This is a genomic window from Paenarthrobacter sp. UW852, assembly GCF_024608385.1.
GTDB lineage: Bacteria > Actinomycetota > Actinomycetes > Actinomycetales > Micrococcaceae > Arthrobacter.
Genome location: NZ_JAMSGY010000002.1, coordinates 216,522 through 241,323 on the forward strand (window position 1 = coordinate 216,522; position 24,802 = coordinate 241,323).

The window sequence follows — 24,802 nt, forward strand, 5'->3', positions numbered from 1 at the left end:
TGTCTTCCTGTCCCCCGGCAAGCAATACTGAACACCCAATTCTAGCCGAAAGGCCGGCCACGCTGGACGCGTGCCGGCCTTTCAACAGCGAATCTGTGATCCACCACCGCTTAGTAGCGGTAGTGCTCCGGCTTGTAAGGACCGGCAACGTCCAGGTCGAGGTAGTCGGCCTGCTCCTTGCTCAGCTCGGTCAGTTCAACGCCCAGGGCGTCCAGGTGGAGCCGTGCGACTTTCTCGTCCAGGATCTTGGGGAGGACGTAGACCTGCTTCTGGTATTCGCGCTCCCCTGCCGGCTGGTCCCTCTTGGTCCACAGTTCAATCTGGGCGATTGTCTGGTTGGCGAAGGAGTTGCTCATCACGAACGACGGGTGGCCGGTGGCGTTGCCCAGGTTCAGCAGGCGGCCTTCGGACAGGACGATGATGGAGCGCTCAGTGTGGGTCCCGGCGTCGAAGACCCACTCGTGGACCTGCGGCTTGATCTCGACCTTTTTCACACCCGGAATCTTCGCAAGGCCCGCAATGTCGATCTCGTTGTCGAAGTGGCCGATGTTGCCCACAATGGCCTTGTTCTTCATGCCCAGCATGTGCTCGGCCAGGATCACGTCCTTGTTGCCCGTGGTGGTGATGAAGATGTCACCCTGCGCGAGTACCGATTCCAGCTTGGCCACCTGGTAGCCGTCCATGGCTGCCTGCAGGGCACAGATGGGGTCGATCTCCGTGACGATGACCCGCGAACCCTGTCCGCGCAGCGCCTCGGCGGCACCCTTGCCGACGTCGCCATATCCACAGACGACGGCGACCTTACCGCCCATGAGGACGTCGGTGGCACGGTTGATTCCGTCCGGGAGGGAGTGGCGGATGCCGTACTTGTTGTCGAACTTGCTCTTGGTGACGGAGTCGTTGACGTTGATGGCCGGGAACAAGAGTTTGCCCTGCTCGGCCAACTGGTAGAGGCGGTGCACGCCGGTGGTTGTTTCCTCGGTGACGCCCTCGATCCGGGCGGCCAGGCGGGTCCACTTCTGCGGGTCGGTTTCGAGGGTCCTGCGGAGGAGGTCGAGGATCAGGACGTACTCCTCGGGGTCAGTCTCCGCAGCGGTCGGGACTGCGCCCGCTGCTTCGAATTCGACGCCCTTGTGCAGCAGCAGCGTTGCGTCGCCGCCGTCGTCGAGGATCATGTTGGGACCCAACTCCGGGTTGGTTTCCGCGCCGGGCCAGGTAAGGATCTGCTCGGCAGTCCACCAGTATTCCTCGAGCGTTTCGCCCTTCCACGCGAAGACCGGGACACCCTGCGGGTCGTCCGGCGTGCCTTTACCGACGACGACGGCGGCGGCTGCTTCGTCCTGGGTGGAGAAGATGTTGCAGGAAGCCCAGCGAACCTCGGCGCCCAAGGCTGTGAGGGTCTCAATGAGCACGGCCGTCTGCACGGTCATGTGCAACGACCCTGCGATGCGTGCGCCCTTCAGCGGCTGGGAAGCACCGAATTCCTCCCGAAGAGACATAAGCCCGGGCATTTCGTGCTCGGCGAGGCGGATCTGGTGGCGACCTGCCTCCGCAAGGGTGACGTCGGCCACTTTGAAATCAAAAGTCATGGAAATCCTTTGGGTACCGTGCGGGTTTGGTGAAAAGAGGGTGTTACGCCTTGGAATCGTGCTGGCCGGAAGTCGCTGCGTGGGCAGCGGCCAACAATTCCGGCGGCAGGAGAAGCGGAATGCCGTCCTCGATCGAGTAGCGGAGCTTTTCGCCGTCCGCCGCGGCGACGGAGGCAACCAACTCGTCGCCCTCCTGGACCAGCGGTGAACCCGTCACGGGACAGCGCAGGATGGACAACAGTTCAGGACTGACCTTTGGCATGAATGATGCTCCCTGGGTGGCGCCGCCCGGCGCCGCTGGCTGGTTAATCTGCAGATTCCAGACTACCGCGCACGTTCGTGCCGTTTGGAGCACCGCGACGATTTGCGACCCCTGCCTTGGGGTGCCCGATCAGGACGGTTCGCGAAGGATCCGCAGGTGACCGCGTCGTGTGCCTTCGGTTCCGGCCGGCGGTTCCATGTGCGCATGGTTGTGGCGTACCGGCGCTTCCGGGGCTGCGGAGGCCGCCTCGCGGACGGCGTTGGCGAGTGCGAGCAAATCGTCGGGCCCGGGCTGGGGCGGAGTGGTGGGCATCGCCAGCCGAAGCACTTCCCATCCCCGCGGCACGGTCAGGCTTTCGGCGTGCTGCGAGCACAGGTCATAGGCATGGGGTTCCGCATAAGTGGCGAGAGGACCCAGGACCGCTGTCGAATCCGCGTAGACGTACGTCAAAGTAGCCACCGCGGACTGGCGGCAGGCCGACCTGGAACATTGACGAATAGCACCCACAACATCCCAGATTAGCGCCTCGTGCCACCCAAAGTGCGCATTGGCCGTCCGTGGCTTGCCTACTCCGTTTACCGGGAACAGCTGCGGCGCGCTGGTGGCGGTGATGTCGCGCTGGCGGTCGCCCGGTACTAAAGTCGATATATGCAGTCACAGCCACATATCCCCGGTTTCACCATCCGGTGGACTGACGCGGATGGCGACCAGGCCGGGGAACACGCAGGCACGGGCGTGCGGAGCTTTCGGCGCCGCAGGCGCAACCGCCACGGACGGGGGCTGCGCGGTGAACTGATGCTTGCCAATCTGCCCGGTTTCCGTACCCGCTCAGAGCGCTTTGACGACATGGTGCTGGACTCCGCGGAGCGCCTGCAGGACATGTGGGGCAAGCAGTTGGACGGAGTGCTCTTCGCAGTCGATGAAATCCCACCGGACCTGGAGCAGTTGCTCGCTACGGGTGGCACCGCTCCCATGGGCTCCTACACTCCCGGGGGCCGCGGCGAAGCGCCCATGATCACCATTTACCGCAGGGTGGTGGTTCAAGGCGCCAGCACGCGTGAAGAGCTCCAGGACCTGGTCCACGACGTCGTGGTGGAGTACACAGCCGAAATGCTCGGTGTGCCACCGGAAACGCTCGACCCGGTCTACCGTCGCCGCAATCAATAACGACGACGGCCGACCCGGGAACGCTGCCTAGTAACCCACCGAAACGGGAACCTTTTCAAGTCCCGCCGCTGCGTCCTGGATCGCCACCACAGACACGTCCGAACGTCCCTGCTTTCCCAGGACAAGGGCGCCGTAGACGGGATCACCGGAAGCCGAGACAACGTATCCGGCCACTATGGCGTCGCCGGATTTTGCCGGGAGCTCGATCATGGACGTGGTTCCGCCGCTCATATCCACGTCCACGGCCTTGCCGATTTTTCCGTCGGCCGTCACGGGAGCGTAGCTCACTGTGGCACGGCCGTCGGGCACGCCAAAGCTGAGGAACCGTTGGCCATCGCGAGGAACAGCAACCAAGTGCTGGCTGCCCAGGCGGGCTGACGCCGGCGACCATGCGAAGTCAGTCGCGTCCTCCGGCTTGGCACCCCGCGTGATCCTGGTCGACGCCACGAACGAGACGTCGGAGGTGGCCTTGACGGTGTAACTTCCGGCAGGAACGCCGTCAAGGTTCAGCGTGGCCACGGAACCACCCTTCACCGTCACTACTCCCCCGTTGGGTACCTTGCGTTCACCATTCGCTCCGTAAAGGCTGACCTGCACCACGGCGTCCGTGGATCCCGGAACAGCTATCTGGAGTGCAGGTACGGCATCAGCAAACCCCGACTTCCCGGCCAGCGCTTTCGCAGCGGCAGGATCCTGGATGTCGACGCCGGACATGACCTGCAGGTTGGACGGGCCAGCTCCTGGCGAGAGGTACTCAACTCCGCCCGGGGCGAGCCCGCGCAGCACGCTCTGCTGGATGGTCCCAGCCACAGGACCTCCGGTGCTGCGTACATGGACGGCCAGCTGCGCTTCATTCGGGGCAAGGCCGGCGAGGTTGACCGAGCGGGTCGTTCCGGGGGCTACCAGGAGCCCCCGCGCTCCGGGCGCCTGGATTTGTCCCTGGTGGCCAAAGAGCTCCAGGTTCACGGTGGCGGGAGTTTCGGAGGCATTGCTCAGGTTCAGGACGGCGGTGCGGCCGACAGCGGTGTTCGCACCCAACAGCCAGGCATCATTTCCTGGCTGCTGGCATTGGGCAGACGCCAAGCCACGCAGGTCCCCGTCCGTGGCCGAATAACTGAGGTTCGCAGCCAAGGATGCTTGTTCGTTCCCCAGCGCATCTGCGCCCACCACTGATTCTCCTGTGACGGGGCTGATGGACGCCACGCCGGCGGACAACACCGGCGGACCGGATGTGGGCGTGGGGCTGCTGGTGGGCGCCTTGGCGATCTCCGCCACTGTGCCGCCGCCCAGCGAGGTTATCTTGCTTCCGGGAACGGTACCTGCCGGGTTGCTCAGCACCACGGCATTGAGCGCGCTGGTGGCTGTGGTGGATACCGGGCTGAAGTCGGCATCCGTGCCGACTACCGTTCCGTTGACCAACCGGGCCGGTTCAGGACAGACACCCAGGGCACGTCCCGCCGGGACATCTGCCTGTCGGAAAGCCAGGGTGGTGCCACCGGACGGCTCGGGCATCATCGACGCGGCAGCAACCGCGCCGCCGCCAGCGGCCAGGATGACCACGGCGGAGAGCGCCCCCGTGACGACGCCCTTCCTGGAGCTTCGGGCGCCCTTGCCGGTGCTTCGGGAACTGCCGGCGTCGCCGTCCTTATCGGCGCGGGACTTCCTGGGCACCGGGACATCAGTGGCTTCGTCAGGCACTTTCTTCCGGTCGTCAGACACTGCTGTACTCCTTACGGAGGGAAACTTCGTCCCTCGACATGCCGGTTCGGGTGCGGCGCGCAGGCATTGGAACGGCCAGCAGGAGCGTCAAACCGATCACCACTGCCTGCAGTATGCCGAACCATACAGCCCACGGATTCGTATAACGCACTTCGAGGTTTCCGCCCGTGGCAGGAAGTTCAAAAGCCTGCGCCCAGCCGGACGTCGTGGAGGTCAACTGGCGGCCATCCAGCGATGCGGACCAGCCTGGATCGGCACGTTCAGCCAGCACCACTTTGCGGCCCTCGTCCCCTGGCGCCACGTCGGCGTCAACGGAGACTTCTTCGGAGGGCAAGGAACTGACTACTGCCCCCTTGGCGTCGATAATCCTTACGCGGTGTGTCGTGTCCGCAGCAGTAGCCGCCGGCTGGTTCCGCGGCGTTACGCGCCACAACCATCCGGCGTCGGTCTGCCCCACAGCAACAAGGCCGGGAACGGCGTCGATCCTGCTGGCAGTCAGCTGGGCGGCATTGTCGGCCGCCTTGAGGACGACGAAACCCGCGCCAAGCTGTTCCAGGTCCGGCCGCGGGTCCACACCGGTGCTCGCCACAATCGTGGCTACTGCCCTGCGGAGGGACGTGGTTGCGGCGTCGTCAGCCGTGATCTCCTCACGTCCCGGAGCACCAATGATTGTCCGTGCGGAAGCAATGGTGGACAGGCTGTCCAAGGTGGTTCCCGATCCACGCATCAGGGATGATGTGAAGGCACCCTCCTCACCACTGGTGACAACCAGCGTCCGCGTCCGTTCCGGACCAATCCCGCGGTCGACGGCGGTGGCCGGCAGCGTGCCGGTGTCCACGGGCCGGACCAGGCGAGCGGAGCCAAGGGCCGACGTCGGATGTGTAGCCGTGTTAGGGACCGCCCCGCCTGCTATGGGTGCAGGCTGCAGGACGTTCTGGGAAACCCAGGCACCCAGGCCCGCCAAGGGGCCGGCGACGAGGAGCGTCATGACCACGGCTGAGGAAATCCGGCGCAGCGGAAGCTTCGCCCGCTGTGAATCAGGAGTCCGGCGGCGCGCTGTAAAGAGTTTGTCGGCACCGATGATCCCGGCACCGAGCAGCAACATCCCAGCAGCGGAGACAGCCGGGCCGGTGAAAGGGCCCACCATCACGTTGCCGTTGACGCCAGTGGCGACGTGACCGACCAGCCAGCTGGCCGCCAAGGTAGCCAAGGCCGCCAGCCAGAAGACCCTGGCCATTGCGCTGCGTTTACCGGGAAGGAACAGGGCGGTCACGGCCAGGACCAGGATGGGCGCGCTGATGAGCAAAGCCAGGATCAGCGCCCATGGCACAGAACCCGGACCAAAGAAGGCCAAACCGTTCAGGCCGCCGTCGATACTGAACGCCAGCGGTTGCCCCAGGAACTGCTGCCACAGCGGTGCCGCTTCAAAAGTGAGGGGCAGGCCCGGGTCAGCGAGCAACGAACGCGGCCTGTCCAGTACGGAAATTCCGTACGGCAGGAACAAGGCAATAGTGGGCAGGAGCGACCACCACAGCGTCTTGCCCCGCTGTCCGAGAACCACGGCGGAGAGGATCACTGCGACGGCGATCGGGCCAAGCAGCGACGGCGCAGCCGAGGTGACCACTGCCATCGCAAGGCCAGCCGCAGCGCCGGCCGTCCAGGACGGCGTTCCGTTGATACCGGGCTTACCCAGGATCGGAGCAGGCTTCCGAGTGAGTGCGGAGTTACAAGAGGCCGGTCCTTGACCGATAGCGGATCCGGAGGCGCGCAAGAGCGCCAGGAGCAGCAGGGGCATCATCATGTGCGCCACCAAGGCACCAAGTCGTCCCTGGTTGATGGCGATCTGGAGCGCAGGCGCGGCGGACCAGGCAAGGGCGGCAACGGTGCGGAAACGCCGTTTCGTGGTCAGTGCGCCTGCGGCGAACCAAGCCCCAAGCCCTGAGAGCGGCATGGCCAGGATGAGCAGCCAAACCATGGCGGAATTTCCATCCCCACCGCCGAACAGCGACAACAGCCACAGCACGTATCCAAACGGATCACCATGGCCGGGCAGCCCTGCCCCCAAGGAGATCCACCAGGTGGACGCATTGGCCCAGATGTCTCCGGGGAGCGCAGAAAGGGGCAGGAGTCCCCCACCGGCCACCGCGCCGGAGCGCAGCAATCCCAGAAGGCCTACCAAGGCCGCGGCAAGGGCCAGGACCGCAGCAGCGACGGCACCCGTGCCCACCCAGCCGCGTTCATTGGTTGCCAGTGCCGCGAAGTCATCGGCGGCATCTCCACTCGGCTCCGGAGCCAGGAGGTCGGAGACGGCGGAGGACTCATCGCCGGGACGTATGGCCTCCAGCAGGGAGCGCCGGTTGGCCCTCACGTCTCGCGTGGAGGTTTGCAGGCCACGGATCACGGAGCGGTGTACACGCCGTGTCCTGGCCGCTACCCGGCGGCCCCTGGCGATTGCGCCGGGACGGAACAGGGCAGCCACCGTGGAGGTGAATTGGGAGAACCCGTAACCCGGCTCCTTGACCAGGATGCTGAGCAGCAACCGGACCACCGCACCGAACAAGGCACCGATTGCCTGGAAGGGCACGTTCCACCACGGGGTGTGCTTGAGCCGTAAGTGAATCTGCGCTTTCCTGGCCGCGGAGGAGGTACCCAAACCGTGCGGCCTGTGCTCCACATGGAACATGCGGGCGCTGGGGACCACCACCACACGGTTTCCCGCGAGCCAGTTGCGCCAGCAGAAGTCGACGTCGTCGCCGCTGCCTGGAAGGGCGGGGTCGAAGCCCTGCAGCTGCTCCCAGATGTCACGTCGGATCAGCATGCCCGCAGAGTTCACGGCGAACGTGTCAGTCCGCGCGTCGTATTGTCCTTGGTCCACTTCATCGGCGTCGATCAACGTCAGGCGTTCGGCCCAGCGGCTGGTCGACAGACCCACATCAACAAGGTGCCGTTCGTTATCCCATCCGAGCTGCTTGCAGCCGGCTACCGTGACGGACGGAGCACGTTCGACGGCGTGGAGCAGTTCCGCCAGCGCGTCCGGCGCAGGTGCAGCGTCGTCGTGAAGGAGCCAGATCCATTGGACGGATCCCTGCGTGCCGCCTTCGGCTGCGTCCTGAGCGGGGGCAAGTTCGTTCAAGCCCGCCTGGACGGCCGCGCCGAAGCCGGACTTCGGTTGCGTGAAAGTGGTGACGTTGCCGGTTCCGAACGCTTCGCGAAGCAACGCCTGCGAGTTATCCGTGGAACCTGTATCAATGCCAATGGCGGCATCTGCCGAACGCGTCTGGTTCGACAATGCCGCCAAGGTCCTGGGGAGATAGTTTCCGCCGTCGTGGGCAACCACGACGGCGGTAACATGCACTTCCTTGAGAATTAGACCGCTCGCTTCCTTAGCCGACGACGTTCCCGCTCAGAGAGGCCGCCCCAAATACCGAACCGTTCGTCATTTGCCAGGGCGTACTCAAGGCACTGCGAGCGGACATTGCACGCCCCGCAGACCTTCTTGGCATCCCTCGTCGATCCGCCCTTCTCGGGGAAGAACGCTTCAGGGTCGGTTTGCGCACAGAGCGCATCTGTCTGCCAGCCGAGCTCACCTTCGTCATCGAAGTCACCCTGGCTGGGGAGGCCGATCCACACGGGTTGCCCCGGGGTCTCCAGCGGACGACGCAACTCCATAGGAGGGTCGTCAACGTCATCGTCCGGCCCAGCAGGCAGGTCCCCGATCAGTGCTTCATGTGCGGCCAGGAGGGCAGTTGCCTGGTCCTCCAGGGATTGCTGCACATTCTGGTTGTAGCGGTCTGCCGCTTCCGGATCTGCGGGATCGACGTACCAGTCTCCCGGTACTTCCCGTGAACGGTATTTCACCGACGCATGTTCTGCGACGACTGCATCTTCCTGGATACGCAACGCTTGCCCCATGGCGTCCCTCCTGAGTTTGCAGCTGCTGCTTGGATGTATTTCCGATTCCCGGTGGCGTTCCGGTCCTCTGTGCAGCGGCGTTGATTACTAATTACACGCGTGTAACTACCGACAGTCAAGCCGCGCCGGGATAATAATCAAGAATCTGTAGAAACGTGGGATGCGCCACGCCCAAGATTTTCTCCGCGCCGCGGCGTTTCGCGGCGAAAAACTGGGAGTGTCGGATCGATTTACGTGAACGTTCATTGAATTTCTGCGGAAATTTGACCACCGAAGGAGGGCCGTCCTTCAGCCCGGCCGCGTGTGGTGTGCTTCAATTCACAACGCCCCGCGTCCACATAATTGCAGCGTGGCAAGATGGGCCTATGACTATCCCGGCAGCGAACCTGATGACCGCCCTGAGGTCCAGCCACGCAACCTCACCCCGACTCACTTGGTACGGACCGGACTCCGAGCGCGTGGAACTTTCGGGCCGCGTTTTGGATAACTGGGTGGCCAAGACCAGCAACCTCCTGCAGGACGAGCTGGACGCCGAACCGGGCATGGCCGTCCGGCTGGACCTCCCATCCCACTGGAAGTCGTTCGTGTGGGCCTTGGCTGCTTGGCAGCTCGGGCTGGAAGTCGTGTTTGACGATTCGTCAGCTGACCTTCTTGTTACGGACAAGCCCGACGACGGCGCCGAGGCCGGCTTCGACGCGGTCGTGGCGGTCCCGCTTGCGGCACTCGCCATGCGGTGGCCCGGCGAGTTGCCCGCCGGCGTCGTGGACTACGCCGCGGAAGTCCGCTCCCACGGTGACGTCTTCATGGCACATAACGAACCCGACGGTGATTTGCCTGCGGTCCGCAGCACAACGGCACACGCGCACGCCGAACTGATCGACGGATTTGCTGCCACCCAGGAGCCGGGGGTCCGCCTCCTGGTACGCGCGGCCGACGGTTTGGAAGAAGGCTTGTCCGCATCGTTGGGTGCATGGAAGCAGGACGGATCAGTGGTCCTGGTTCACCCGGCAGTGGACGTCACCGAACACCTGCTGGAAAACGAACGCGTCACACAACGCTGAAACGCGAGGACTAGCGGTCAGGCTTTTTTGATGGGAAGTTCGCCGGTCGCAGGGCTGGCGGTCTCGCCGTTCCTCTGCTTGGGGTGTCCTTCGATGATCTCGTGATCGTGCGAGAACTCCGGCTCGGCATCCAGTTCCTCGTTGAAGACCCAGAAGCGGTAGGCGAAGAAGCGGAAGATGGTGCCAAGGATGAGGCCCACGACGCTGCCGGCGATGAACAACGACGGCTTGTCGTTCAGGTCCAGGATGTACTTGGCGAACCACACGCATCCTGAAGCGATCAAAAGCCCAACGATGTTCATGACGGCGAACAACACGGCTTCGCGGACAACATTGGCCTGCTTGCGGTGGCGGAAAGTCCAGAAGCGGTTGGCTACCCAGGAGAACACGCTTGCAACAATGGTCGCGAGAGCCTTGGCCCACACCTCACTGCCGTGCATAGGGCCCGAAAAGAGCCAGATGAAGACGGCCGAGTCAATGACGAAGGCAACACCGCCGACGGCGCCGAACTTGGCTACCTCGCGCCAGAAAAGCGAGGCAAGTCCGCGGATGCGATCTGCAAGTGTGGTTATCATGACCCTCCATGGCCGTTGAAGATGGGCCGATGGGCCAAATTTATTTTAGCGCCGATTTGGCGGCGGTGCCCGGGAACAGCCTGTGAGAACACCCATAGAAGACCGTGCGCGCCACCAAAAGGCAGGCAATAGAGCGCCAGAATCAGTGATCCCGCTGCCTGTTCGGTAGGCTGAACATTGTGACTTTTCCAGTAATTGGCGTTGTTGGCGGCGGCCAACTCGCACGAATGATGGCTCCGCCCGCTACCGCACTGGGCTTCGAACTCCGCGTTTTGGCTGAAGCCGAGGACGTTTCCGCCGTTGCCGCGGTGGCCTCGGCCCCGGTCGGCGACTACAAGGATCTGGACACGCTCCTCGAGTTCTCCCGTGGCGTGGACGTGCTGACCTTTGACCACGAACACGTTCCTACCGGGCACCTCCAGGCGCTGTTGGATGCCGGCGTGAATGTCCAGCCCGGGCCGGATGCCCTGGTGAACGCCCAGGACAAGCTGGTCATGCGGGCCGCCATCGATCGGCTTGGACTGCCCAACCCCGAGTGGTCCGCCGTGCACACGGTTGACGAATTGGTGGCCTTCGGCGACCGCATCGGTTGGCCCGTGGTGCTGAAAACGCCGAGGGGCGGATACGACGGCAAGGGCGTCAGGATCATCGACTCCGCGGACGAAGCGCAGGAGACCGGCGACTGGTTCCAGGCCATGAGCCCGCTGCTGGCCGAAGCCAAGGTGGAGTTCAGCCGCGAACTCTCAGCCCTGGTGGCCCGCACCCCCAGCGGCGAGTCCCGGGCGTGGCCCGTGGTGCACACCATCCAGGTGGATGGCGTCTGCGATGAAGTGATCGCACCGGCCCAGAACATTTCCCTCGAGGTGGCTGCCGCCGCAGAGGAAGCTGCCCTCCGCATAGCCAACGAGCTCGGCGTCACCGGCGTCATGGCAGCCGAATTGTTTGAAACGCCCGGCGTCGGGGCAGGCTTCCTGATCAACGAACTGGCCATGCGCCCCCACAACACCGGGCACTGGACGCAGGATGGATCCATCACCAGCCAGTTCGAACAGCACCTCCGGGCTGTCCTGGATCTTCCCCTCGGCGCCACGGATGCCTTGGCCCCCGTCACGGTCATGAAGAACTTCCTGGGCGGCGACAACCAGGATCTCTTCAACGCCTTCCCCATGGCCCTCGCCTACGAGCCTGCCGCCAAGGTCCACTCGTATGGCAAGTCCGTCCGGCCCGGCCGGAAGATCGGGCATGTGAACCTGGTCGGCACGTCGACCTCCGACGTCGACTCCGTCCGCGAGCGTGCCACAGCCGTGGCAAACATCATCCGTGACGGCCGCAAGCCTGAACAGACCACTCTTGAGGAGACCGTATGACCTCCGGTACAACTGCCCCGCTGGTAGGGCTCGTCATGGGCTCCGACTCGGACTGGCCCGTCATGGAGGCCGCCGCGGACGCCCTTGCCGAATTCGGCATTCCCTTCGAGGCAGACGTCGTCTCGGCGCACCGAATGCCCACCGAAATGATCCGGTACGGGCAGACGGCCCACGAACGCGGCCTCCGGGTCATCATTGCCGGCGCTGGTGGCGCTGCACACCTGCCCGGCATGCTGGCATCGGTGACGCCGCTGCCTGTGATCGGTGTGCCCGTCCCCCTGAAAACCCTCGACGGCATGGACTCCCTGCTGTCCATCGTGCAGATGCCTGCGGGCGTTCCCGTAGCCACGGTATCGATCGCTGGAGCCCGCAACGCCGGACTCCTTGCGGTGCGAATGCTGGCATCGGGCACGGACGACCTCGCCTCGAAGCTCCGCGCGGACCTGCTGGCCTTCGCCCAGGAGCTGAACGACGTTGCCACCAAGAAGGGCGAAAACCTGCGCCACAAAGTGGAAGAGGTTTTCTCGCCTGCCAACGCTTCCGCACGGAGCATCCGCTAGGAAGGCAGCGGATGACTACCATGCACAAGACACCGAATCAGCCGGGTAACGCACTGACTGATCCTGTCCGCTACCCCGCCGGAGCCAGCGCTCCGGTGCGGACCAAACGCGCCTTCGTGCTGGTACTCCTGACTCTCTTCATCCCCGGCAGCGCGCAGATCGTTGCCGGCGACCGCAAGCTGGGCCGCATGGCGTTGCGCGTCACCCTGACTGTGTGGGCCGTGGCGCTGCTGACCCTCGTCATCGCCCTGGTAAACCGGACCCTGCTGCTCAGCATCGTCACGCACCCCGTTGGTTCCCTGCTGGTCATTGTGGTGTTGGTGGTCTTGGCGCTGGGTTGGGCCTATCTGTTCCTCAACACGTTGAGGATCATCAGGCCCAACCTCCTGGCGCCGGGGATGCGGCCCATCATCGCCGTCGTGCTGGTCGCATCCACGGTGGTGGCCAGTGGCTCGCTGGGATACATCGCGTACGTCCTGAACGTGAGCCGCAATGCGATCGGCAGCATCTTCGACGCCGGTCCCGCCATCGATCCCGTGGACGGGCGCTACAACTTTCTGATGATGGGCGGGGACGCCGGCGATGACCGGACGGGCCGTCGACCGGACAGCCTCTCCGTCATCAGTGTCGACGCGAAGACGGGCGAAAGCGCCATCATCTCGGTCCCCCGAAACCTCCAGAATGCGCAGTTCAGCGAGGGCTCGCCCATGCGCAAGATCTACCCCGACGGCTACAACTGCGGCGATGAATGCCTCATCAACGCCGTCAACACCGAGGTCACCAACAACTACCAGAACCTGTACCCGGGCGTATCCGACCCAGGTGCACAAGCCACCCTTGAGGCCGTTTCCGGAACCTTGGGGATCACGGTGCAGGCCTACGTCCTGGTGGACATGGACGGCTTCGCAAAACTCATCGACGCCATGGGCGGAATCCGCATCAAGGCCGGGGGCTGGGTACCTATCAGCGGCCCTGTCACTGACGAGGCCCACGGTATCCACGGCATGCCCGACGGCTGGATCCCCGCCGGTGACCAGCACCTGGACGGCTTCCATGCCCTGTGGTACGGACGGTCCCGCGAATTCGTGGACGACTACGCCCGGATCGCACGCCAACAGTGCGTGCAGCAAGCCATGCTCAAGCAACTGGATCCTGCAACCCTGCTGACCAAGTTCGAGGACATCGCCAACGCCGGCACCAAAGTGGTTGACTCGAACATTTCTTCAAACCAGCTCGGCAGCTTTGTCGATCTTGCCCTGAAGTCCAAGAACCAGCCCGTCAAACGGCTGACCATCGGACCTCCGGACTTCGATGCGTCGTTCTCCACCGTTCCCGACTTCGACCTGATCCACTCCAAGGTCCAGGAACTCCTGAAGTCCTCCAACAGCCCCAAAGCGGATGACGCCGTCGTCTCCCCCACCGGCACGCCTGCCGGTGCCGCCGCCGCGGGCCCGGTACCGGCGCGCCTCCCGGCAAGCCAACTGCCGTCGCCGTCGGCGGATTTCACCCCGGTGACCACCACTCCGGACGGCACGCCCATCACCATTGAGTTGTTGAACGGCCTCAAGGCCCAGGGCGATGAGCAAGGTATCCGCGACCTCGTGGCCACCAACGGGCAATGCGCACCGCTCTAAGCCCGGCTGTCGTTCAACCACCACGTCCAGCGCAACGATAAGGACCTTCTTCCGTGTACCAGATTGAGAATGTTTTGCGGCCCTACGTCTGGGGTTCTACGACGGCGATCGCAGACTTGTTGGGTCGGCCGGCCTCGGGCGGGCCGGAAGCGGAACTGTGGATTGGGGCGCACCCGGATTCACCCTCGACGGCGATACACCCCAACGGTGTGACCGAGCCGCTGGATGCTTTGATTGCCTCCAATCCCCGGCATTTCCTCGGGAGTGAAAGCCTCGAAGCGTTCGGGCCGCGGCTTCCGTTCCTGACCAAAATCCTGGCCGCCGAGCAACCGCTGTCCCTCCAGGTGCACCCCAGCCTTGAGCAAGCGCGTGAGGGCTATGCGCGTGAGAACGCGGCCGGGCTGCCTGCCGATTCCGCTGAACGGAACTACCGGGATGACAACCACAAGCCGGAGCTGATCTTTGCGTTGACTCCGTTCCGGGCGTTGTGCGGATTCAGGTCCGCTGCCTCCGCACGACAGGTTTTCGAGCACCTTGCGGCGTGCATGGACTCCGCCGCCATGGATGTCCCGGACATCATCACCGGTGTCATCGCCGACCTGGGGCAGTCCGAGGAACCGGCAGCACTGAAGGCAGCCTTTACCCGCTTGATCGAGGGTGGCCGGAAGGTCTCGGAGGCCGTTGTCGAGGTCGAAGCTGTCCTCCGCTCGGGAGCGCCCAAGGAACCCCATGAGGACGTGCTGGGTGCGCTCCTGGACATCAACGAAGCCTTCCCAGGGGATCCTGGAGTGCTCATTTCGCTCCTCCTGAACCTCGTTTCACTGGAGCCCGGCGAAGTGGTCTACCTGCCCGCCGGCAACGTCCACGCCTACCTCCATGGACTGGGTGTGGAAGTGATGGCGTCCTCGGACAATGTGTTGCGTGGCGGGCTGACACCCAAGCACGTCGATGTCCCGGAACTGCTGAAAACCGTCCGCTTCGAGGCACTGGGGGTTCCCCGTGTCGAGGCGAGCGGCACCGAATTCGGGCAGGAGCTCTATCGCCCGCCGTTCACGGAGTTCCAGTTGCAGCGCATTGAACTTGCTCCCGGGGCAGAACCGGTGCCGCTGGCGCAGACCGGACCCGCCGTCGTCGTGGTGGTCTCTGGTGAGGTACTGCTGGATTCCCCCAAGAGCGATCTGCAGCTCCAGCGCGGTGGCGCGGCCTTCATTCCGGACATTGAGGCGCCCGTGAACGTGCACCCGATCCAGGGTGCCACGGAAACCAGCGTTGCCTTCGCCGTTACCACGGGGCTGGGGAACTGATCCATGGAGTTTTTCCTGCAAACCCCAGCGTGGGCCGACGTCCAGCGTGCCTTGGGCCGTCGCGTCCATGAACAGTCCGGCCCGGGCTGGAGCTTCCTCGCCATCGAGGAGAAGAACCCCGCGGGCAAAGTCATCTACTCCCCGTACGGTCCGGTCGCTGAGTCGGTGGAAGCTTTCGATGCCGCAACGGAAGCCCTGGTGGCCCTGGCCAAGAGGGAACGTGCGGTCTTCGTGCGGATGGAGCCCGCTGCCGCCGGTTTCACAGCGTCCGACGCCGGCCCCCTCCTCCGCGCACGCGGCCTGCGGCCCGCTCCGGTCAACCAGCAGCCCGAGCTGAGTTGGATTGTGGACCTCGAGGGTGACTTCAAGGATGTCCTGGCAGGGATGAAGCCGACCAACCGGAACCTGTACCGGAACATCCACAAGAAGGGCGTCACCTTCCGGGCGTCCCAGGATCCCGCCGACATTTCGGTGCTATTGCACTTCCTCCACCTGACGGCAGCCCGCAACGGCTTCAAGCCCCAAAGCGATGAGTACCTCACCCAGGTGGCAGCTTCTTTGCTCCCCGCCGGCGCCGGTACGCTGTTCATCGCGGAGTTGGAGGGCGAGCCGATCGCTGCTGCTTTCGCGTACGATTCGTCGGACACCCGCGTGTACGCCCACGCTGCCTTGGACGACACCCACCGCAAACTCAGCGCAGGGATCCCGCTCTTAGTCACCCTGATGGCCGACGCCAAGGAGAAGGGCCTCAAGCACGTGGACCTGTGGGGCGTGGCACCGGAGGACCAGCCGGACCACAAATGGGCCGGCTTCACGTCCTTCAAGAAATCCTTCGGAGGCCGCGAAGTCTCCTACCCCGGAACCTGGGACCTCCCAGTGAACAAACTCCGCTACAGCGCCTACCAACTGGCGAGAAGCCTCCGCGACAAGCTCCGCTGAGCCTCCACCTCCCCCCAAAAAGAGCGCGAAGCCGGAGCCTCCACGCACAAAGAAGGACGGCGAGTATTGCGGCAGCGGCATCAAATCGACGAGGTACGAGGAGATAGCCGCCGAGCAATGCTCGCCGTCCTTCTGTTAGGTGAGGGGATTACGCCTTGCGCGCGTACGTCTCCCACTTGGATGCGTGGTGCTCGGCGTCAACGAAGCGCACGGTCCCGGACTTGGAGCGCATCACGATGGACTGCGTCAGGACGCGGTCCTTCTGGTAACGCACACCGTGGAGGAGGTCACCGTCGGTGATGCCGGTCGCTGCGAAGTAGCAGTTATCCGAGGTGACGAGGTCATTGGTGGACAGGACGCGGTCGAGGTCGTGCCCGGCGTCGATGGCCTTCTGCTTCTCGTCGTCCGACGTCGGCCACAGGCGGCCCTGGATGACGCCGCCGAGTGACTTGATGGCACAGGCGGCAACGATGCCTTCCGGAGTTCCGCCGATACCCATGAGGGCATCTACGCCGGTCCCGGAACGGGCTGCGGCGATGGCACCGGCGACATCGCCGTCCATGATGAACTTGGTGCGCGCGCCCGCTTCGCGGATTTCCTCCACGAGCGGACGGTGCCGGTCACGGTCCAGGATCATGACGTTGAGCTGGTTGACCTTCACGCCCTTGGCCTTGGCGATCAGGTGCAGGTTCTGCTTGACCGGCAGGCGGAGGTCAACCATGTCGGCAGCTTCAGGGCCGGTGACGAGCTTCTCCATGTAGAACACGGCGGAGGGGTCGAACATGGATCCGCGCTCGGCAACTGCCAGCACTGCCAGGGCGTTGTTGATGCCCAGGGCGGTGAGGCGGGTTCCGTCGATGGGGTCCACGGCGACGTCGCACTCGGGGCCGGTGCCGTCACCAACCTGTTCACCGTTGAACAGCATGGGGGCTTCATCTTTTTCGCCTTCACCAATCACCACGACGCCATTGAAGTGGACGGTGTGAAGGAACGAACGCATGGCATCGACGGCCGCGCCGTCTGCCTTGTTCTTGTCGCCGAAACCTACCCAGTGGCCACCGGCAATTGCCGCGGCTTCGGTGACACGGACGAGTTCAAGCGCAAGGTTGCGGTCGGGTTCGTCGATGCCGACGGCGAGCGACGGCGAAATCGTGGAATACTGCTGGGTCATTGGTGCAGGAGACACTTGAACCTCTTCTTCGAGTGACGATTCACGGGACCGGACATGGTTGCACGGGGCAACCCGGGGTTCCTCTACCAACGATCATAGTCGCCGCATCCACTTGGGGTCGTTGAATGACTACCGACCGCAATAACGGTGGTGAGGTGCCCGGATGTGTGTTCCCTGCTCCGATAAGGGATCATTGAGTGGTGAGTGAAACGCAGGACAAGCCCGCAGCGGACAACCCCTCCGATGCTGCAGAGGCCAACCAAACCCAGGACCAGGCTGCCCCGGATGCACCGTACAAACCCGTCATCGCGGCGAAAGCTGCCAAGCGGGCCAACGCTTCGGTCATCGGTATGGTCATTGCGCTGCTGGTCTGCGTCCTGGCATTCCTTCCGATCGTCCTGATGAACCCGGCACCGAAAGGCGAAGGCTTCAGGCCGCCTGTGGACGTGGCTTCCATCGCAAGGAACGCCACGGATGTGGCGGGATTCACACCGGTTACCCCGGATACCGGCGACACATTCACTCCCAACTACGCCAGGTGGGAGTCCGGTACGGGCAGCGGAGTACCCACTTGGGAAGTGGGCTACCTGACTCCCAAGGAGGCTTTCATCGGCCTCACCCAGACCAAACAGGCCAACCCCACCTGGATTTTGCAGCAGACGGGCAACCTGCCGGTCACCGGTACACGCAACGCAGGCGGCCAGGACTGGGAACTGCGGGACTCCGGGAAGGACAAGCGCAGTATGGTGCTGGAATACCGCGGCACCACGCTGATCCTTAGCGGCACAGCCAGCCTTGACGAGTTCGCAACGCTGGCAGCCGCCGTCGTTAAGTCCGCCGACCAGGCCCCGGCTCCCACCGGGTCACCCAAGCCGTAGGACAAGCGCACAACTGCGCAACAGTTTCACAGGGCGCCGCACCTGCATCGTAAGGTAATAAGGTGCCTACTAAACTGACTCCGGCCCTGGCTTGGCAACGCCTTCGCGAGGGCAATGAACGCTTTGTATCGGGCGAATCGCGCCATCCCAACCAGGATGCCTCGCGTCGCTCCTCACTCCTTGAGGGCCAGAATCCTTTTGCTGTCATTTTTGGCTGCGCGGATTCCCGGCTTGCGGCCGAAATCATTTTCGACCTCGGCCTTGGCGATGCCTTCGTGGTCCGCACGGCCGGGCAGGTGATTGATGATGCCGTCCTGGGTTCCCTCGAGTACAGCATCAGCGAACTCAAGGTTCCCCTGATCGCCATCCTGGGCCACGACAGCTGCGGAGCTGTCACGGCTACCAAGAGTGCGGTGGAAACCGGCGAGATGCCGCCGGGCTTCATCCGGGACCTCGTGGAGCGCATCACCCCCTCGGTGCTCACGGCCAAGCGCAACGGCCAGGAGGACGTCAACGACATGGTGGTGGAACACGTCAAGCAGACTGCCGAGCGACTGGCGGACAGCTCGCGTGTGATTTCGGACGCCATTGAAGATGGTCGAGTTGCCGTCATTGGCCTTTCGTACAAGCTTGACGAGGGCCAGGCGGCCCTTGTTTCCGCCATCGGCGAGCTGTAGTTGGACGTGCCCCGGCCATGCGGCCGGGGCACGTAGCACTGTCCCCCGGGTTTTCAGTGAGGCGGCCAATCGCCATAAGCTAGCCCCATGACTTCCACCACTGAGTTCCGTATTGAACATGACACGATGGGCGAAGTTCGCGTCCCCGTGAACGCCCTGTACCGCGCCCAGACGCAGCGTGCTGTGGAGAACTTCCCGATCTCCGGCAAGACGCTTGAGCGCACCCACATCGAAGCCCTTGCCCGCGTCAAGAAGGCGGCCGCACTGGCAAATGCCGAACTGGGGGTGCTCGATGGCGAGCTCGCCGAGGCCATCGCCGCAGCTGCCGATGAGGTTGCATCCGGCAAGTACGACGGCGACTTCCCGATCGACGTCTTCCAGACCGGTTCGGGTACTTCCTCCAACATGAACACCAACGAGGTCATCGCCGAGCTCGCTTCGCGTGCACTGGCAGCAGCCGGGAGTGACAAAGTTGTCCACCCGAACGACCACGTGAACGCTTCGCAGTCCTCCAACGACGTCTTCCCGACCTCGGTCCACGTTGCCGCCACCTCGGCCCTGATCAATGACCTGATCCCGGCGCTGGAGTACCTGGCAGCATCCCTGGACCGCAAGGCTGTTGAGTTCAAGGACGTCGTCAAGTCCGGCCGCACCCACCTCATGGATGCAACACCGGTCATGCTGGGCCAGGAATTCGGTGGCTACGCCGCGCAGGTCCGCTACGGCATTGAGCGCATCAACGCCGCACTCCCCCGCGTCGCCGAGGTTCCCCTGGGCGGCACCGCCGTGGGCACCGGCATCAACACCCCGGCCGGCTTCCCTGAGCGCGTCATCGAACTCCTCGCAGCCGACACCGGCCTTCCGCTGACCGAGGCACGCGACCACTTCGAAGCCCAGGCAAACCGCGATGGCCTGATCGAGGGCTCCAGCCAGCTGCGCAACATCGCGATCTCCTTCATGAAGATCAACAACGACCTCCGCTGGATGGGCTCGGGCCCCAACACGGGTCTCGGCGAAATCGCCATCCCGGACCTCCAGCCGGGCTCATCCATCATGCCGGGCAAGGTCAACCCGGTCATCTGCGAAGCTTCCATCATGGTGTGCGCCCAGGTCATCGGCAACGACACCGCCATCGCCTGGTCCGGCACCAACGGCGCTTTCGAACTGAACGTCGGTATCCCCGTCATGGCCGCCAACCTGCTCGAGTCCATCCGCCTGCTGGCCAACACCAGCCGCGTCATGGCCGACAAGATGATCGACGGCATCACCGCCAATGTGGAGCGCGCACGCTTCCTCGCTGAGGCTTCCCCGTCCATCGTGACGCCGCTGAACAAGTACATCGGCTACGAGAACGCAGCCAAGATCGCCAAGATCGCCGTCAAGGAAGGCCTGACCATCCGCCAGGCAACCGAGAAGCTCGGCTTCGTTGGCGAGGGTGAAGGCAAGGTCTCTGAGGCTGACCTCGACAAGGCCCTGGACGTCACCACCATGACGTCGCCTGCACACAAGGCATAGCCTTCCGGTTCATCCCTGAAGTACGACGACGGCCGGTACCCTTCCGCACGAAGGGTACCGGCCGTCGTCGTCCCCGGAAGTTTAACCACGTGTGGGAGATGACACAGGAAAACATTTTGCACTCTTGATACAAGAGTGCAAAACTTTACTTTGTGAGCAATAGTGCAAATATCGACGGCGGCCTCCGCGAGCGCAAGCGGGCTGCCACGCGGACGGCGATCACCGCCGTCGCACGTTCCTTGACCGCTGAGCATGGCCTCAACGGTTTCACGGTCGAAGAGGTCTGCGAAGCGGCCGGGATATCGCGCCGGACGTTCTTCAACTACTTCCATTCCAAGGAAGACGCTGTGATCGGTTCGTTTTCCGACGAGCTGCCGACGGATGCCCTGGCCGCGTTCAACCAGAATCCGTCCCGAACGCCGGACAGCATTTCGGAAACGCTCCTCGCTGCGCTGCATGTCCTCACCGTGACCCTGATGGAGCGTTCATCCATCAGCCGCACCGAGGTTCAACAGTTCATCGCAGCCATCACGGCCGAGCCCCAGCTCCTGGCCCGGCTCACCCTTGAAGGGGAAGCCCGCGAGCGCCAATTCGCCGGGCTCGTTGCCGCCCGTGAAGGGCTGGAACCCGATCATCCCGAAGTCATGACGGCCACCGTGTTGTTCGGGGCTGTCTCGAAGAAGACAGCCCAGCAGTTCTTTTCGGAGGACAACACCCGCCCGTACCGCGCGATCCTCGAACAGAACCTCAACGCCGCACGCAAACTCTTTGCCCAGCCGCTGGCCACGAGCCACCAGCTGGGACCCAACCCCCTTGAAACCTCAAAGGACCCCGCATGAGCACCTTATCGAAAGCGGCAGAGCCACTGCTGCTGACCCAGAAACGCATCTGGATCATCTTCTCCGCACTCATCGCCGGCATGCTCTTGTCCAGCCTGGACCAGACCATCGTCTCCACGGCCATGCCCACCATCGTGGGCAAGCTGGGCGGCGTGGAACACCAGGCCTGGATCACCACCGCCTACCTGCTGGCAACCACCATCGTGATGCCCATTTATGGCAAGTTCGGTGACATCCTTGGGCGCCGAAACCTGTTCCTGGTTGCGATCGCCCTGTTCACCCTGGCTTCCGTAGGCTGCGCGTTCGCCACGGATTTCTGGGGCTTCGTGGTCTTCCGCGCCATTCAGGGATTGGGCGGCGGCGGTTTGATGATCCTGTCGCAGGCCATCATCGCTGACATTGTTCCTGCCAAGGAACGCGGAAAGTACATGGGACCCCTGGGCGCGATCTTCGGCCTCTCCGCCGTTGCAGGGCCCCTCCTGGGCGGCTTCTTCGTGGACCACCTCACCTGGGAATGGGCCTTCTACATCAACATCCCCATTGGCATCGCCGCCTTCATCACCGCCTGGTTTACCCTGACGCTGCCCAACAAGAAGGCCGAAAAGAAGATCGACATCCTCGGTGTCGTATTCCTTTCCGCCGCCACCACCTGCCTGATCTTCTTCACGGACTTTGGCGGCAAGAAGGATGAAGGCTGGGATTCCCCGCTCACCTGGGCTTTCGGTGCCGGCATGGTCCTGGCAGCAGTGGCTTTCGTGATGACTGAACGCCGCGCGGAGGACCCGATCATTCCGCTCAGTCTCTTCAAGAACCCCATCTTCATCAATGCGACGGCCATCGGATTCACCTTGGGCTTGGGCATGTTCGCAGCAATCGCCTTCGTGCCCACCTTCCTGCAGATGTCCTCCGGGACGTCCGCTGCCGAGTCCGGCCTGCTGATGCTGCCCATGATGGTGGGCCTGATGGGCACTTCCATCTACTCCGGTATCCGCATTTCCAAGACCGGCAAGTACAAGATGTTCCCCATCCTGGGTGCGTCGTTGACCATTGCGGCCATGTTGTGGCTGACCACGTTGACCGCTGCCACGCCTATCTGGGTGATCTGCGTCCAGCTCTTCATCTTCGGTGCAGGTCTGGGCCTCATCATGCAAGTCATCGTGCTGGTGGTGCAGAACTCCGTTCCGGCTGACCAAATCGGTACCGCGACCAGCACCAACAACTACTTCCGTGAAGTGGGTGCCTCGCTGGGTGTTGCAGTGTTCGGTTCGATCTTCACCAACCGCCTGGCAGAGTCCCTGACGGACGCATTCAAGGGCGCAGGCGCGTCAACTGAACAAGCGTCCCAGTCCACCAGCACCCTGGATCCGCAGGCTCTGGCACAACTGCCTGAGCAACTGCGGGACGCGATCGTCAACGCTTATGCGAACTCCCTGGCCCCCGTGTTCTGGTACCTCGTGCCCTTCATCGCCATCGCACTGCTCCTGGCCATCACACTGAAGCAGATTCCCCTCTCTGACACCGCGGGAATGGTGGCCCGTGGAGAGGCCGTGGGTGGCGCCGAGGCTGAGAGGCTTGAAGCGGAGCGCTTGGAGACTGCGCAGCTCGAAGCCAGCCTGGCGGCTTCCACAGAGCTCGACGACGATCGTCCCACCGCGGACGCTGGGCGTCAGTAGCCCTCATCCTCCGGCTGGTATGCCACGGGGCCTTCGGGCTCCGTGGCAAGCCTGATGGCTTCAAGGTTCCCTGCGCTCATTTCGGGGAGTTCGTCCAGGCCGAACCAGCCGACGGCAAGGGATTCGTCGTCGTTGACCCGCGCTTCTCCCGACACGTATCTGCAGCGGAACGTGATGTCCAAAAAGTCGCAGACATCGCCATTCGGGAACGTTATTGGCCCCACGACTCCTACACCGATGATTCGCTCGGTCCGTGCCACTACCGCCGTTTCCTCGAAGATCTCTCGGACCAAACCGGGTGCAGGGTGTTCCCCGGGCTCCAGCATGCCGGTGATGAGCGCCCAGTGGCCATTGTCGGCACGTTGGCCCAGCAGCACCTGTCCATCATCGTTGAAGACCACTCCGCGGACGGCGGGCAGCCAGAGGGCATCGTTGCCGATCTTTTCCCTTAGTTTGAGCACGAACTCGGGTGCACCCATTGTCCCAGCATCCTCCTCAGCAGGTCTCAGTCTTCTTTAGTCATCAAGGCCCGTTGTCTTTGCTGACAGGCTAGCCTTAGGCGGGCAACAGCACCATGGCGGCCGCGGCACCAGCCAGCATGAACGGTCCGAAGGGAATGGCCGACCGCAGGTTTCCCTTCCGGCTCAACAGGATGGCCAGGCTCCACAGCCCACCCAGCAGGAATGCCGCAAACGTTCCGGCAAAGAGGTGCGCCCATCCCAGGTACCCCAGGTACAGGCCCAGTACCCCCGCGAGTTTGACGTCCCCGAACCCCATCCCGGGCGGGTGGATCAGCCGGAGCACAAAGTAAAACAGCCATAGCCCAACTCCCCCGGTAAGTACGCCGAGGCCGGGAACTCCAAGAAGGTCGCCCGTGGGATGCGGGTCGGTGCCGGTAATGGATGCTGCGAGGGCTGCCCCCAGCAGGAGCAACCCGGCCACTGCGTAGGACGGGAACACGATGCGGTTGGGCAGCAGGTGGCTCCGGACGTCAATCACCGTGAGCCGCACGGCCATCACCAGGAAGTACAGGCATGCCACGGCGACCAGCCAGAAGGCCAGCGGGCTGTCGTCCCAGAGGTCGGAGAGTCGTCGGATCACCTTCGTGATGCTATCCCGCTTTGGCTTCCCGGACCGCTTGGACACCTAGGTAAACTGTGGATATGGGGCGATTCAGTGCAGGCGGACAGGCTTCTGACTTGTCCTCCACATTCCGGAACCTTTGCCGTTCTTCGCCGTGGAGGTGGACCACCCTCCGTTTCGAATACCTCGAGCGGCCAGGGACCGGGGCCACCATGGTCCGGGCCTGGCTTCGGCGTCCGGGTGCCCTCCGCCTTGAAACTCCTGACGGCCAACTGCTGCACAGCACCACAGGCATCAACGATTCCCGTGATGACTTCTACGTCAGCGCTACGCGCCGTTCGTGGTTGCTCCCGCCGCACCTTGTCACGCCGGTCTATGACGACGCCGGTTTGGTCCGGCGCCGCCCCGAGGCCGCCTACGGCGAGCCTGCGTTTGGCAATGGCCGGCTCGCCGCTGCGCTCGACCCCGTGGAACTTGCCGGTAACGCTCCGGTCCCGATCGAATTTCCCGATACCAACAGGGTGTTCCTGGACGAGCCGCGGGAGGTGGACCATGAGGGCCGGCCGGCACTGGAAACGATCGTTACGCCCAGCCGGACCTACGTCCCCTCGGACCCCAAGGAGCCGCTGGTCCACCCTGGACGGACACTGCTAAGGATCGACGTCGGTACGGGAGTTTGTGTTGCCAGCCAGAGCCTCGACGGGGAGACATCCGGCAAGGGCCACTGGCTCCGGATCCTGGGAGTCGATGAGTACATGCTGGACGATCTCTTCCTTGCGGAATCCATGAACCTCACCGACGTGAGGCGCCACATTCCCTGGGACATCGGCCCCGCCGCCTGATCCGAGCGCTTGACTCGCCCACGCATTGCCGACGG

Annotated in this window: 24 protein-coding genes; 13 read left to right on the forward strand and 11 right to left on the reverse strand. The window is 63.7% G+C overall.

Annotation, left to right across the window (positions count from 1 at the left end):
* Window positions 1–110: 110 nt before the first annotated feature.
* The 3 genes from ahcY to NEK97_RS04105 form a co-directional block, all read right to left on the reverse strand.
* Complete coding sequence (ahcY, locus tag NEK97_RS04095; RefSeq protein WP_257368650.1) at window positions 111–1,589, reverse strand: adenosylhomocysteinase; 1,479 nt, start codon at window positions 1,587–1,589, stop codon at window positions 111–113.
* A 43-nt stretch (window positions 1,590–1,632) separates the two neighbouring features.
* Window positions 1,633–1,851: a Trm112 family protein gene (locus NEK97_RS04100; RefSeq protein WP_257368651.1), complete on the reverse strand. Its 219-nt coding sequence runs from the start codon at window positions 1,849–1,851 to the stop codon at window positions 1,633–1,635.
* Between the two features lie 129 nt (window positions 1,852–1,980).
* Window positions 1,981–2,358, reverse strand: coding sequence for a DUF3499 domain-containing protein (locus tag NEK97_RS04105; protein WP_257368653.1), 378 nt, complete (start codon window positions 2,356–2,358; stop codon window positions 1,981–1,983).
* Between the two features lie 141 nt (window positions 2,359–2,499).
* On the opposite strand from NEK97_RS04105, the gene NEK97_RS04110 reads away from it, so the two are divergent.
* The gene (locus NEK97_RS04110; RefSeq protein WP_257368655.1) at window positions 2,500–3,018 is read left to right on the forward strand and encodes a metallopeptidase family protein; all 519 of its coding nucleotides are present in this window, start codon (window positions 2,500–2,502) and stop codon (window positions 3,016–3,018) included.
* 27 nt (window positions 3,019–3,045) lie between these two features.
* On the opposite strand, the gene NEK97_RS04115 is transcribed toward NEK97_RS04110, so the two are convergent.
* Genes NEK97_RS04115 through NEK97_RS04125 form a run of 3 tightly spaced genes read right to left on the reverse strand, consistent with a single transcriptional unit; the run spans window position 3,046 to window position 8,649 of the window.
* Window positions 3,046–4,737, reverse strand: coding sequence for a DUF5719 family protein (locus tag NEK97_RS04115; RefSeq protein ID WP_257368657.1), 1,692 nt, complete (start codon window positions 4,735–4,737; stop codon window positions 3,046–3,048).
* Complete coding sequence (locus tag NEK97_RS04120) at window positions 4,730–8,092, reverse strand: glycosyltransferase (protein WP_257368659.1); 3,363 nt, start codon at window positions 8,090–8,092, stop codon at window positions 4,730–4,732. The genes NEK97_RS04115 and NEK97_RS04120 overlap by 8 nt, the downstream gene beginning before the upstream one ends.
* Before the next feature lie 11 nt (window positions 8,093–8,103).
* Window positions 8,104–8,649 (reverse strand): WhiB family transcriptional regulator, encoded by a 546-nt coding sequence (locus tag NEK97_RS04125; protein WP_211713163.1) that lies wholly within the window; start codon window positions 8,647–8,649, stop codon window positions 8,104–8,106.
* A gap of 365 nt (window positions 8,650–9,014) precedes the next feature.
* Between NEK97_RS04125 and NEK97_RS04130 the strand changes: the two genes are divergently transcribed.
* Entirely contained in the window at window positions 9,015–9,710 is a 696-nt protein-coding gene (locus NEK97_RS04130) for a TIGR03089 family protein (protein ID WP_257368661.1), read from the forward strand.
* A gap of 17 nt (window positions 9,711–9,727) precedes the next feature.
* On the opposite strand, the gene NEK97_RS04135 is transcribed toward NEK97_RS04130, so the two are convergent.
* On the reverse strand, window positions 9,728–10,285 hold the full coding sequence (locus NEK97_RS04135; RefSeq protein WP_257368663.1) for a GtrA family protein: 558 nt from the start codon (window positions 10,283–10,285) through the stop codon (window positions 9,728–9,730).
* Between the two features lie 179 nt (window positions 10,286–10,464).
* Between NEK97_RS04135 and NEK97_RS04140 the strand changes: the two genes are divergently transcribed.
* Genes NEK97_RS04140 through NEK97_RS04160 form a run of 5 tightly spaced genes read left to right on the forward strand, consistent with a single transcriptional unit; the run spans window position 10,465 to window position 16,089 of the window.
* A complete protein-coding gene (locus NEK97_RS04140) occupies window positions 10,465–11,652 on the forward strand; it encodes a 5-(carboxyamino)imidazole ribonucleotide synthase (protein ID WP_257368664.1) in 1,188 nt (395 codons plus the stop codon).
* Window positions 11,649–12,212: a 5-(carboxyamino)imidazole ribonucleotide mutase gene (gene purE, locus NEK97_RS04145; RefSeq protein ID WP_257368666.1), complete on the forward strand. Its 564-nt coding sequence runs from the start codon at window positions 11,649–11,651 to the stop codon at window positions 12,210–12,212. Before NEK97_RS04140 ends, purE begins: the two co-directional genes overlap by 4 nt.
* An 11-nt stretch (window positions 12,213–12,223) precedes the next feature.
* The gene (locus NEK97_RS04150; RefSeq protein WP_257368667.1) at window positions 12,224–13,846 is read left to right on the forward strand and encodes an LCP family protein; all 1,623 of its coding nucleotides are present in this window, start codon (window positions 12,224–12,226) and stop codon (window positions 13,844–13,846) included.
* A gap of 53 nt (window positions 13,847–13,899) precedes the next feature.
* Window positions 13,900–15,150: a mannose-6-phosphate isomerase, class I gene (gene manA, locus NEK97_RS04155; RefSeq protein WP_257368668.1), complete on the forward strand. Its 1,251-nt coding sequence runs from the start codon at window positions 13,900–13,902 to the stop codon at window positions 15,148–15,150.
* A gap of 3 nt (window positions 15,151–15,153) precedes the next feature.
* Entirely contained in the window at window positions 15,154–16,089 is a 936-nt protein-coding gene (locus tag NEK97_RS04160; protein ID WP_257368670.1) for a peptidoglycan bridge formation glycyltransferase FemA/FemB family protein, read from the forward strand.
* Window positions 16,090–16,237: 148 nt separating this feature from the next.
* Here NEK97_RS04160 and glpX read toward each other — a convergent pair whose 3' ends face one another.
* Window positions 16,238–17,260: a class II fructose-bisphosphatase gene (glpX, locus tag NEK97_RS04165; protein ID WP_235519334.1), complete on the reverse strand. Its 1,023-nt coding sequence runs from the start codon at window positions 17,258–17,260 to the stop codon at window positions 16,238–16,240.
* Between the two features lie 200 nt (window positions 17,261–17,460).
* Here glpX and NEK97_RS04170 point away from each other — a divergent pair, with 200 nt between their 5' ends.
* The 3 genes from NEK97_RS04170 (at window position 17,461) to NEK97_RS04180 (ending at window position 20,330) form a co-directional block, all read left to right on the forward strand.
* On the forward strand, window positions 17,461–18,138 hold the full coding sequence (locus NEK97_RS04170) for a DUF4245 domain-containing protein (protein ID WP_257368671.1): 678 nt from the start codon (window positions 17,461–17,463) through the stop codon (window positions 18,136–18,138).
* A 62-nt stretch (window positions 18,139–18,200) separates the two neighbouring features.
* The gene (locus NEK97_RS04175; protein ID WP_235519330.1) at window positions 18,201–18,815 is read left to right on the forward strand and encodes a carbonic anhydrase; all 615 of its coding nucleotides are present in this window, start codon (window positions 18,201–18,203) and stop codon (window positions 18,813–18,815) included.
* Between the two features lie 87 nt (window positions 18,816–18,902).
* Entirely contained in the window at window positions 18,903–20,330 is a 1,428-nt protein-coding gene (locus tag NEK97_RS04180) for a class II fumarate hydratase (RefSeq protein WP_211713145.1), read from the forward strand.
* Here NEK97_RS04180 and NEK97_RS19945 read toward each other — a convergent pair.
* Window positions 20,296–20,445 carry a hypothetical protein gene (locus NEK97_RS19945; protein ID WP_374111508.1) on the reverse strand — a complete coding sequence of 50 codons (150 nt, stop codon included), beginning with the start codon at window positions 20,443–20,445 and terminating at the stop codon, window positions 20,296–20,298. The genes NEK97_RS04180 and NEK97_RS19945 overlap by 35 nt on opposite strands.
* A gap of 37 nt (window positions 20,446–20,482) precedes the next feature.
* On the opposite strand from NEK97_RS19945, the gene NEK97_RS04185 reads away from it, so the two are divergent.
* Together NEK97_RS04185 and NEK97_RS04190 are read left to right on the forward strand one after the other, a co-directional pair.
* Entirely contained in the window at window positions 20,483–21,169 is a 687-nt protein-coding gene (locus tag NEK97_RS04185; protein WP_257368673.1) for a TetR/AcrR family transcriptional regulator, read from the forward strand.
* Window positions 21,166–22,842, forward strand: a complete 1,677-nt coding sequence (locus NEK97_RS04190) for an MDR family MFS transporter (RefSeq protein WP_257368674.1) — start codon at window positions 21,166–21,168, stop codon at window positions 22,840–22,842. The genes NEK97_RS04185 and NEK97_RS04190 overlap by 4 nt, the downstream gene beginning before the upstream one ends.
* Here NEK97_RS04190 and NEK97_RS04195 read toward each other — a convergent pair.
* Window positions 22,836–23,321, reverse strand: a complete 486-nt coding sequence (locus tag NEK97_RS04195; RefSeq protein WP_257368676.1) for an NUDIX domain-containing protein — start codon at window positions 23,319–23,321, stop codon at window positions 22,836–22,838. The two genes, NEK97_RS04190 and NEK97_RS04195, sit on opposite strands and share 7 nt — an antisense overlap.
* Before the next feature lie 76 nt (window positions 23,322–23,397).
* The gene (locus tag NEK97_RS04200; RefSeq protein ID WP_257368678.1) at window positions 23,398–23,943 is read right to left on the reverse strand and encodes an A24 family peptidase; all 546 of its coding nucleotides are present in this window, start codon (window positions 23,941–23,943) and stop codon (window positions 23,398–23,400) included.
* A gap of 62 nt (window positions 23,944–24,005) precedes the next feature.
* Between NEK97_RS04200 and NEK97_RS04205 the strand changes: the two genes are divergently transcribed.
* Complete coding sequence (locus NEK97_RS04205; protein ID WP_257368679.1) at window positions 24,006–24,767, forward strand: hypothetical protein; 762 nt, start codon at window positions 24,006–24,008, stop codon at window positions 24,765–24,767.
* The last annotated feature ends 35 nt before the right edge of the window (window positions 24,768–24,802 follow it).

Coding starts and splice junctions, on each gene's coding strand:
- NEK97_RS04205 (WP_257368679.1), top strand. CDS start 24,006: ATGGGGCGATTCAGTGCAGGCGGACAGGCTTCTGACTTGTCCTCCACA.
- NEK97_RS04150 (WP_257368667.1), top strand. CDS start 12,224: ATGACTACCATGCACAAGACACCGAATCAGCCGGGTAACGCACTGACT.
- NEK97_RS04110 (WP_257368655.1), top strand. CDS start 2,500: ATGCAGTCACAGCCACATATCCCCGGTTTCACCATCCGGTGGACTGAC.
- NEK97_RS04190 (WP_257368674.1), top strand. CDS start 21,166: ATGAGCACCTTATCGAAAGCGGCAGAGCCACTGCTGCTGACCCAGAAA.
- glpX (WP_235519334.1), bottom strand. CDS start 17,260: ATGACCCAGCAGTATTCCACGATTTCGCCGTCGCTCGCCGTCGGCATC.
- NEK97_RS04130 (WP_257368661.1), top strand. CDS start 9,015: ATGACTATCCCGGCAGCGAACCTGATGACCGCCCTGAGGTCCAGCCAC.
- NEK97_RS04100 (WP_257368651.1), bottom strand. CDS start 1,851: ATGCCAAAGGTCAGTCCTGAACTGTTGTCCATCCTGCGCTGTCCCGTG.
- NEK97_RS04195 (WP_257368676.1), bottom strand. CDS start 23,321: ATGGGTGCACCCGAGTTCGTGCTCAAACTAAGGGAAAAGATCGGCAAC.
- NEK97_RS04160 (WP_257368670.1), top strand. CDS start 15,154: ATGGAGTTTTTCCTGCAAACCCCAGCGTGGGCCGACGTCCAGCGTGCC.
- purE (WP_257368666.1), top strand. CDS start 11,649: ATGACCTCCGGTACAACTGCCCCGCTGGTAGGGCTCGTCATGGGCTCC.
- NEK97_RS19945 (WP_374111508.1), bottom strand. CDS start 20,445: ATGTTTTCCTGTGTCATCTCCCACACGTGGTTAAACTTCCGGGGACGA.
- NEK97_RS04125 (WP_211713163.1), bottom strand. CDS start 8,649: ATGGGGCAAGCGTTGCGTATCCAGGAAGATGCAGTCGTCGCAGAACAT.
- ahcY (WP_257368650.1), bottom strand. CDS start 1,589: ATGACTTTTGATTTCAAAGTGGCCGACGTCACCCTTGCGGAGGCAGGT.
- NEK97_RS04135 (WP_257368663.1), bottom strand. CDS start 10,285: ATGATAACCACACTTGCAGATCGCATCCGCGGACTTGCCTCGCTTTTC.
- NEK97_RS04180 (WP_211713145.1), top strand. CDS start 18,903: ATGACTTCCACCACTGAGTTCCGTATTGAACATGACACGATGGGCGAA.